At 69.0% G+C, this 7,138-nt stretch carries 4 protein-coding genes; 2 read left to right on the top strand and 2 right to left on the bottom strand.

Features of this window, described 5'->3' with window-relative positions; translation table 11 throughout:
* On the top strand, positions 1-750 hold a 750-nt coding region (locus CAP_RS43035), incomplete at its 5' end, for a DUF434 domain-containing protein (RefSeq protein WP_306413946.1).
* Complete coding sequence (locus tag CAP_RS43030; RefSeq protein WP_044252544.1) at positions 747-1,007, top strand: hypothetical protein; 261 nt, start codon at positions 747-749, stop codon at positions 1,005-1,007. The genes CAP_RS43035 and CAP_RS43030, both read left to right, overlap by 4 nt.
* 15 nt (positions 1,008-1,022) lie before the next feature.
* Here the strand turns inward: CAP_RS43030 and CAP_RS53120 are convergent, their stop codons facing one another.
* Together CAP_RS53120 and CAP_RS51745 are read right to left on the bottom strand one after the other, a co-directional pair.
* Positions 1,023-3,572, bottom strand: coding sequence for a pentapeptide repeat-containing protein (locus CAP_RS53120; protein WP_231512034.1), 2,550 nt, complete (start codon positions 3,570-3,572; stop codon positions 1,023-1,025).
* Positions 3,573-4,036: 464 nt separating this feature from the next.
* On the bottom strand, positions 4,037-6,985 hold the full coding sequence (locus CAP_RS51745; protein WP_052376940.1) for a pentapeptide repeat-containing protein: 2,949 nt from the start codon (positions 6,983-6,985) through the stop codon (positions 4,037-4,039).
* Between the last annotated feature and the right edge of the window lie 153 nt (positions 6,986-7,138).

The raw sequence follows: 7,138 nt of genomic DNA, 5'->3' as shown, positions 1-7,138 counted from the left end.
ACCACCCCCAGTGCCAGCCCCATGACCACCCCCCTCCCGCACCCCACCGCCCCGCGCGGCATCCACCCCGACGACGCCGTCCTCTTCGCTCCCGAAGCCCTCCCGCGCCTCCGCACCGCCCTCCAGGAAGTCACCTGGCTCCTCGACCGCGGCTACCCGCTCCCCACGCTTCTCACCCTCGCTGGCAACCACCACCAGCTCCACGCCCGCCAGCGCCTCGCCCTCTCCCGCGTCGCCGCCACCCCGGCCCAGCACGCCGCCCGCCGCGCCCGCTGCCGCCCACTCGCCGCCCACCGCGGCGCCCCCCTCCACCTCGACGCCTTCAACCTCCTCATCACCCTCGAAATCGCCCTCGCCCGCGGCCCCCTCTTCCGCGGCCCCGACGCCGCCCTCCGCGACCTCGCCGGCGTCCGCGGCAGCTACTCCCTCACCTCCGACACCAACACCGCCCTCACCTGGCTCCTCGACACCCTCGTCGACGCCGGCATCCCCCACGTCACCTTCTGGCTCGACGCCCCCATGCCCAGCTCCGGCCGCCTCCGCGCCCACATCCTCCAGCGCGCCTCCGCCACCAAGCTCCCCGTCGACGCCCACCTCGTCCGCGACGCCGACGCTTCTCTCGAAGGCCTCCAAGGCGTGGTCTCCTCCGACGGCCTCGTCCTCGACCGCTGCGAGAGCTGGGTCAACCTGGCGTCGGAGCTGATCGCCGCGAACGCGCCGGGGGCGTGGATCGTCGACCTGGGAACGTGAGGCTGGGGCAGGGGTTTCGCGACAAGCTGATGTCCACCCTCGTGGCGATGGGGCACGCCTGCGAGGAGGTGCATCTGGAAGTCACGCCGGAGGGGAGGGTGGCCGGCCATATCGTGTCTGACGCCTTCCGCGGGAAGACCCAGATGCACCGTCAGCACCAGCTCTGGAAGGAGCTGCGTCAGCGCCTCACCCGGGCGGAGCTGGCCCGAATCGTCGCTCTTCTGACCGTGACCCCCGCCGAGATTGCGGATGACTGACGCGCGGAGCCGGAATCAGTCATTCAAAGGCTCAGAGGAATCATCGACGAGATCCGCTGACGCGCCTGCTGGCGGCTCGAACTCATCAGACCACTTTGTGGTCGCATCGTGGCGCATATCCTTGAGGCGCGCCCCAACGAGGTTCGCCCCAACGAGGTTCGCCCCAACGAGGTTCGCCCCAACGAGGTTCGCCCTGGAGAGGTTCGCCCCAACGAGGTGCGCCCTGGAGAGGTTCGCCCTGGAGAGGTGCGCCCTGGAGAGGTTCGCCCTGGAGAGGTTCGCCCCAACGAGGTGCGCCCTGGAGAGGTTCGCCCCAACGAGGTTCGCCCCATCGAGGTTCGCCCCAGAGAGGTTCGCCCCAAAGAGGTTCGCCCCAACGAGGTTCGCCCTGGAGAGGTTCGCCCCAACGAGGTTCGCCCCAGAGAGGTTCGCTGCCTCCGCAGAGAGTCTCGGTGCGACGACGATGGCTCGTTCGTTCGCAATCCAGAAGCCTGCGAGCATCGTTCGGAGTACGTCGGGTCGTGTTGTGACGATCCCTCTCTCTCGAATGCATACGCTTCCTATTGCGAGCGCCGCCTCACGCAACGGAGGTCGTTGGTCCGTGCTCCACAGAGGCACGTACTGATCTCGGAATGCAGGAGCTTCGTTGTGGAAGCACTGCGTGGCCCATCCGTGTAGCGCCTCCCGCTCTGCATCCGCCCAACCAGCCCCCTTCAGCAACTCGGTGAGGAACTCGAAAGTACCGTCGTCATCACCAAGCAGCCTTGCTCCGAGCAGATCACGCTCTATCTCGCCGCGGCTTCCCTCGGGCACCGCCACGATGCGCCGGAGCCGATCCGCCCAGTGACGTGCCACCAGGAACTCCCGGAAGCTCTTGTGCCCGAAGAGGATGCGATCGTTACCTCCGTGGTGATCTGCCTGGAGCACGAGCAACACCCCGATGCGCACCAGTTCCTCAGCCCGGGAGTCATTCCGGATCCCCAGCTCGTCGCGAACGATGTTGGTCACATCGTGCACTGTCAACTCGTCCCCTCGATGCGTACGGCGCTGCCCTTCCCAGGCCACCCGTCCCATGAGCCAGAGCATTGCCAGCGCGCGTGCTCCGAGTTCTTCGTCAGCAGATCTCGGTGCGGCTACGGCGCGCCGCGCAACGAGGCTGTCCAGCAGCTTCTTCGAGGCCTCATCGACTGGCCCATGTCGGACCTCGCCCTGCCGATCCCTGTCCTGCTTGCACTTGCCCCGCGCGATCTGCTCGAAGAACTGCTCGTAGATCGCTGCCCTCGTTTGCGGTGCGCCGGCCGCGCCCCCCTCCGCATTCCAGGTCAGCGCCGCCATGAACAGCACGATCGGGGTTGTCACCACGTCGAGCAGCCCCCTGCTCGCGAGCTGCTGCACAGTGATTTCTGGTTCCCCGCTCAGGCGGTTCCAGTTCTTCAACCACGCAGCGACCTGGCCCCCTTCCTCCTCTCCCTCACGTTCTGCGCTGACTCGTAGAGGCGCGACATCGACGACCGGAATGTTTTGCAGCTTGTGGGACGGCGGGATGACACCTTTGCGCGAGAACACCACGGCGCGGTGTCTTTCCCCCGTGCTCTCGTCGAGATCCTTGAAGAATGCTTCCACCTCGCCTGCCGTGAACGCCACCTCGTCCAGTCCGTCCACGAGATAGACGACCCGCTCGCCTCGGTCCGGCGGCGCGAAGACGCAGTCCTTCAAGGGCAGCTCGATGCCCATGTCCCGCGCCCGGTTCATCAAGGCCCGCGGCAGCGTGCGATCCAGCGAAGGCTCATGGTTGGTGAAGTCCTGCCCGCACTTCACGAACACCGGATAGACCAGGTCCGGCGACACCGTCGCGTTCTCGGTCAGGTACTGCGCGGCCCAACCGCACGCGAGACTTCGCGCCGTCAGTGACTTGCCGTGTCCGAAATCGCCTCGCACCACCACGATTCGATGTTCACGGAGCAGCTCCCCGATGAGCTGCTGGATCGGCGCACGCTGCACGGACTCCCTGTCGCCCCGATGCTCCTCATGAATGCCATCCGGCTCCACATAGATCCCCTCCAGCGGCATGTTCGGCACGCCTGGCGCTTCGATTCCCCCGAACACGTGCTGCCTCTTCCACGTCGACATTCCGCGCAGCAACAACTCGCGCAGCATCTGCGATCGCACGCCCTCCATCGCCAGCAGCCGCTGCCTCACCTCCGCCCCCGCCGGTGACGCAAGCGCTTCTGCATAGGCCAGGGTGTACTGGCGCTCAAACGCGCGCTTCGCCCCGGGAGCATTGCGGTCGATCAGGCACACCGATGGGCCGCGCTCGTCATCCGTGCGGGGACGAAGGAACGCCTCCCACAGCCTGCGGTACGCCGACGTTCCGAGAGGCGTTTCCAGCAAGGCCGACAGCTCGTCGAACGTCTCCTGCGCATCCCCTTCGCCGAGTGGCTTGGTCTCTGCGAGCGGCCCCAGCGCCTCGTCCAGCGCCTTCTGGATCACACCCCGCTGTTCCCTCTCCTTGCTCGACAGAAACACCTTCCGCCAGCGCGAGAGCTTCTCCAGCCCTGGCGCCATCCTGGCGTCATCGAACCAGTGCTGCTGCCATGCCGTCCCGAATGCCCGCGTCACCAGCGCCGTGTGCAGCGCCAGCAGGCTGGAGGGCACCGCCTCGTCCTTGCCCTTCACCAGCCCCAGCAACTCACCCGTTCCGCTGAGCAGGCTGCCGATGGCCTCGATGGCGTCCTTGTTCAAGCCCCACTCCTGACGGACCTTGTACACCGCCAGGCCCACCGCGAAGGCCTCTCCCAGGTGCTTCAACCCCTCCGCGATCGCTGCCGGGTTCACGTCCATTCCCTCCTCCTTTGCCTGCCCAGCCTACACCTCCAGTCAGGCCTTCGGCATGCTCGTGCTCGGCGGTGGCGTGCGCCCCATGGCCCATCCCGTCGCGCCGTCCTCGTGGACCTCTCAGCACCTCGCGGAGGCGTCACCGCGACCGCACCCGCGCGGCTCTCTCTCGCCTCTCCGCCCCTCTCCTCCCGCTAGTGCGGCGTCTGCCGCTTCCTCTCGCTTCCCTGCGTCTCCTCGTCGAGCTGCACCCCTTCCAGCACCGCCCCTTTGATCACCACCTCCTCAAGGCTCACCCCCTTCAGGCGCGCTCCGAACAGGTTCGCGTCCTGCAGGCTCGCCCCCCGCAGCGTCGCCCCTTCGAGCGTGGCCATGCTCAGGTCTGCCCCTTCGAGGTCTGCCCCCTGCAGCATCGCGCCCCCCAGGCTCGCCCCGCAGAGGGTGGCCTCCTTCAGCCGCGCCCCCCGCAGCACTGCGCGCTCCAGGTTCGCCTCTTCGAGGTTCGCCTCCCGCAGGTCCGCCCCTTCGAGCACCGCCTTCCTCAGGTTCGCCCTCCGCAGGTCTGCCCCTCGCAGCTTCGCGCCCCGCAGGTCCGCACCCCGCAAGTCCGCCCCCTCAAGGCACGCCTCTTCGAGGTTCGCCCCCCGCAGGTCCGCCCCCTGCAGGAGCGCCCCCCTGCCTCGAAGCCCCGGTGCGAGGACCACCACCCGCGCGTCGTCCACCCAGGGACCTCCCACTAGCGATCGCAGGCTCGACGGCCGCTCCATCGACACGCCAGCCGACCCCTTCACCGAGCTTCCGATCGCCAGGGCTGCCTCGCGCAGCGCGGGGCGCTGATCCTCACTCCAGCGGGGCACCTGCGCGTCCTCGAACGCAGGCGATTCCTCGTTGAAGCGCGACGCACCCCACGCCACGAGCCCCGCGCGCTGCACGTCGGTCCAGCCAGGGCCGTCCAGGATCTGCAGGAGGAACGCGAAGCTCTCATCGCATGAACCCAGCAGCCGGGCTCCGAGCAGCCCCGCCGAGATCTCCTCCGCGTGCTCCCTGCTGGGCGACGCCACGACTGCCCGCTGAAGCTGGGTCGCCCAGTAGCGCGCGACCAGGAACTCCCGGAAGCTCCCGTGGGTGAAGACGAGGCGCGCGTGCCCCTCCTCGTCACCCGGCTGGAGAACGAGCAGAGCCCCGACGCTGATCAGGGACTCCGCGGCCTGAGCGTCAGCCTGATCGTCGCCCTGATTCTCGCCCCCATCGTCCGGCATGCCCAGCTCGTCGCGCAGGATGGCCTTCACCTCGCGCACCGTCAGCGCGCGCCCCCTCCGCGCGCAGCGCTGACCTTCCCAGGCCAGCCTGCCCAGGAGCCACAGCACCGCCTGCGCCTGCGCCGCGGACCCGTCCTCCTCCGCCAGAGCTGCGTCGATCTCCCCCCTCTTCACCAGGCGCGCGAGCAGCGTTGCCGTGGCCTCGACCACGGGCCTGTGCTGCGCCTGGTCCTCGCGGCACTTGCTGACCACGAATCGCCGGAAGACACGCTCGTAGATGTCAGCACGGGTCACCGGCGCACCCTCTGCCGGCAGCTCCGCCCACATCATCACGGTCATCAGCAGCAGGAGCGGCGTGGGCAGCGCCCAGTGCAAGTTCCTCTGGCTGAATTCCTCCTCGCTCAGGTACGCAGTGCCGTTCAGCAAGCGCCAGCGGTGCAGCCAGTCGTGCACCCCCGTTTCGTGAATCGAAAGGCCCTTCGCGATCTCCAGGAAGCCTGCAACCCCGCACAGTGGCACCACCCTGAGCATGGGGATGCCGCGCAGCTCGACGGGTGACGGCAGCGCGCCAGCGGACGAGAACACCACGGCGCGGTGAGGGCCGCAGGTCCTGTCTTTCAGTTGCCGGAACAGCGCCTCCACCTCCGCCGCCGTGAGCGCTGCCTCGTCCAGGCCGTCCACCAGATAGACTACGGGCCCGCTCCACGACGGCCTCGCAGCCTCACCGATCTCCGCCGCCGCCTTGATCTGCAGCTCCGCGGCGCGGTGGCGCAGCGCGCGCGGGATGATCTCGTCCAGGCAGACCTCGTGAGGGACGATGTCCGCGTCGCCCCGGATGAACACCGGGAAGAAGGGACGAGGCGCCGACGGCGCGCGCTTGTGCAGGAAGGCCTTGGCCCAGTCCCAGGCGAGGATCCGCGCCGTGAGCGACTTCCCGCACCCCGGCTCGCCACGCACCCCGACGATCGGGTGCTTCTTGAGCAACGCGCGGATGCGTTCGAGGATCGGAGTGCTTCGTGACCTCCAGAAGTAGGTCGGGCGCCCCTTCCGGCGCACCCTCGGCTCCTCGTAGAGATCCTCCAGCGCCAGGTGTGGCACCCCGGGCGCACCCCACGCACCGAGCGCAGGTTGCCGGTTCCACCGCGCCATCCCCTCCATCAGCATCTCGCGCAGGATCTGCGGCCTCACCGGATCGATCTCCAGGAGCCCCCGCGTCACCTCGACCCCTGTCGGTGTCTCCATCTGCTCCGCGTGGGCCCGCACGTAGAGCCGCTCGAACTTGACCCGCGCGCCGGGCTCCTCCAGGTCGAGCAGGCTCACCGCCTCTCCCTCGCTCCCTCCTTCGTCTGTCAGCGGGCGCGTGAACGCCTTCCAGAGCGCCTGGTAGCAAGGTGAACGCAGCGGCGCCTCGATCGCTGCCGAGAGCACCTCGAACGTCTCCTCGCGCCCTCCCTCCGCGACCCGCGTGATCTCCGCGAGTGCTCCGAACGCCTGCTCCAGCGCCACCGCCGTCGCGCCCGGCTTTGTCTCTTTCGCACCCGCCGCACCCGCCGCACCCGCCGCACCCGCCTCACGCGCCCGCAGCCGCGCGACCTTCCCCCGCCTCGGCTCCATCGTCGCGCTGTCGGACCAGTGCTGAGCCCAGGCGATGCCGAACGCCAGCGTCACCAGCGCCGTGTGCAGCGCCATCAGCCGCGGCGGCGCCGCGCTCCCGTAGGCCTGCTCCATCCCCCGCAGCGCATCGCTTCCGCACAGCAGCGCGCTGATCGCCTCCACCTTTCCCGCATCGAGCCCCCACGCCTTCCAGTCCGCGCGCCCCGCGACCGCCGCCTCGAAGACCTCCCCCAACACCTGCAGCGCCCCCGCCTTCGTCGCCGGATCCATCGCCTCATCCTCCTGTCGAGCGCACGAAGCGCCCGGATGTCGCCGCTAACGTCCCCACGATCGCTCCTCCTCACCCTCTCCGCGAGCGCTTCCGCCCCGCCCCCAGCGCTTCTCCCGCCGCCCCCCCTCGTGCCCTCATCCCCCGCCCATCCC

It is taken from the genome of Chondromyces apiculatus DSM 436 (genome assembly GCF_000601485.1).
Taxonomy (GTDB): Bacteria; Myxococcota_A; Polyangia; order Polyangiales; family Polyangiaceae; genus Chondromyces; species Chondromyces apiculatus.
The sequence above is the reverse complement of the archived record's forward strand: the minus strand, read 5'-3'. Positions and strand labels throughout refer to the sequence as shown.

What these genes read in the sequence shown, in the direction of transcription:
- CAP_RS51745 (WP_052376940.1), bottom strand. Translation starts at nt 6,985, where the DNA reads ATGGATCCGGCGACGAAGGCGGGGGCGCTGCAGGTGTTGGGGGAGGTC.
- CAP_RS53120 (WP_231512034.1), bottom strand. Translation starts at nt 3,572, where the DNA reads ATGGCGCCAGGGCTGGAGAAGCTCTCGCGCTGGCGGAAGGTGTTTCTG.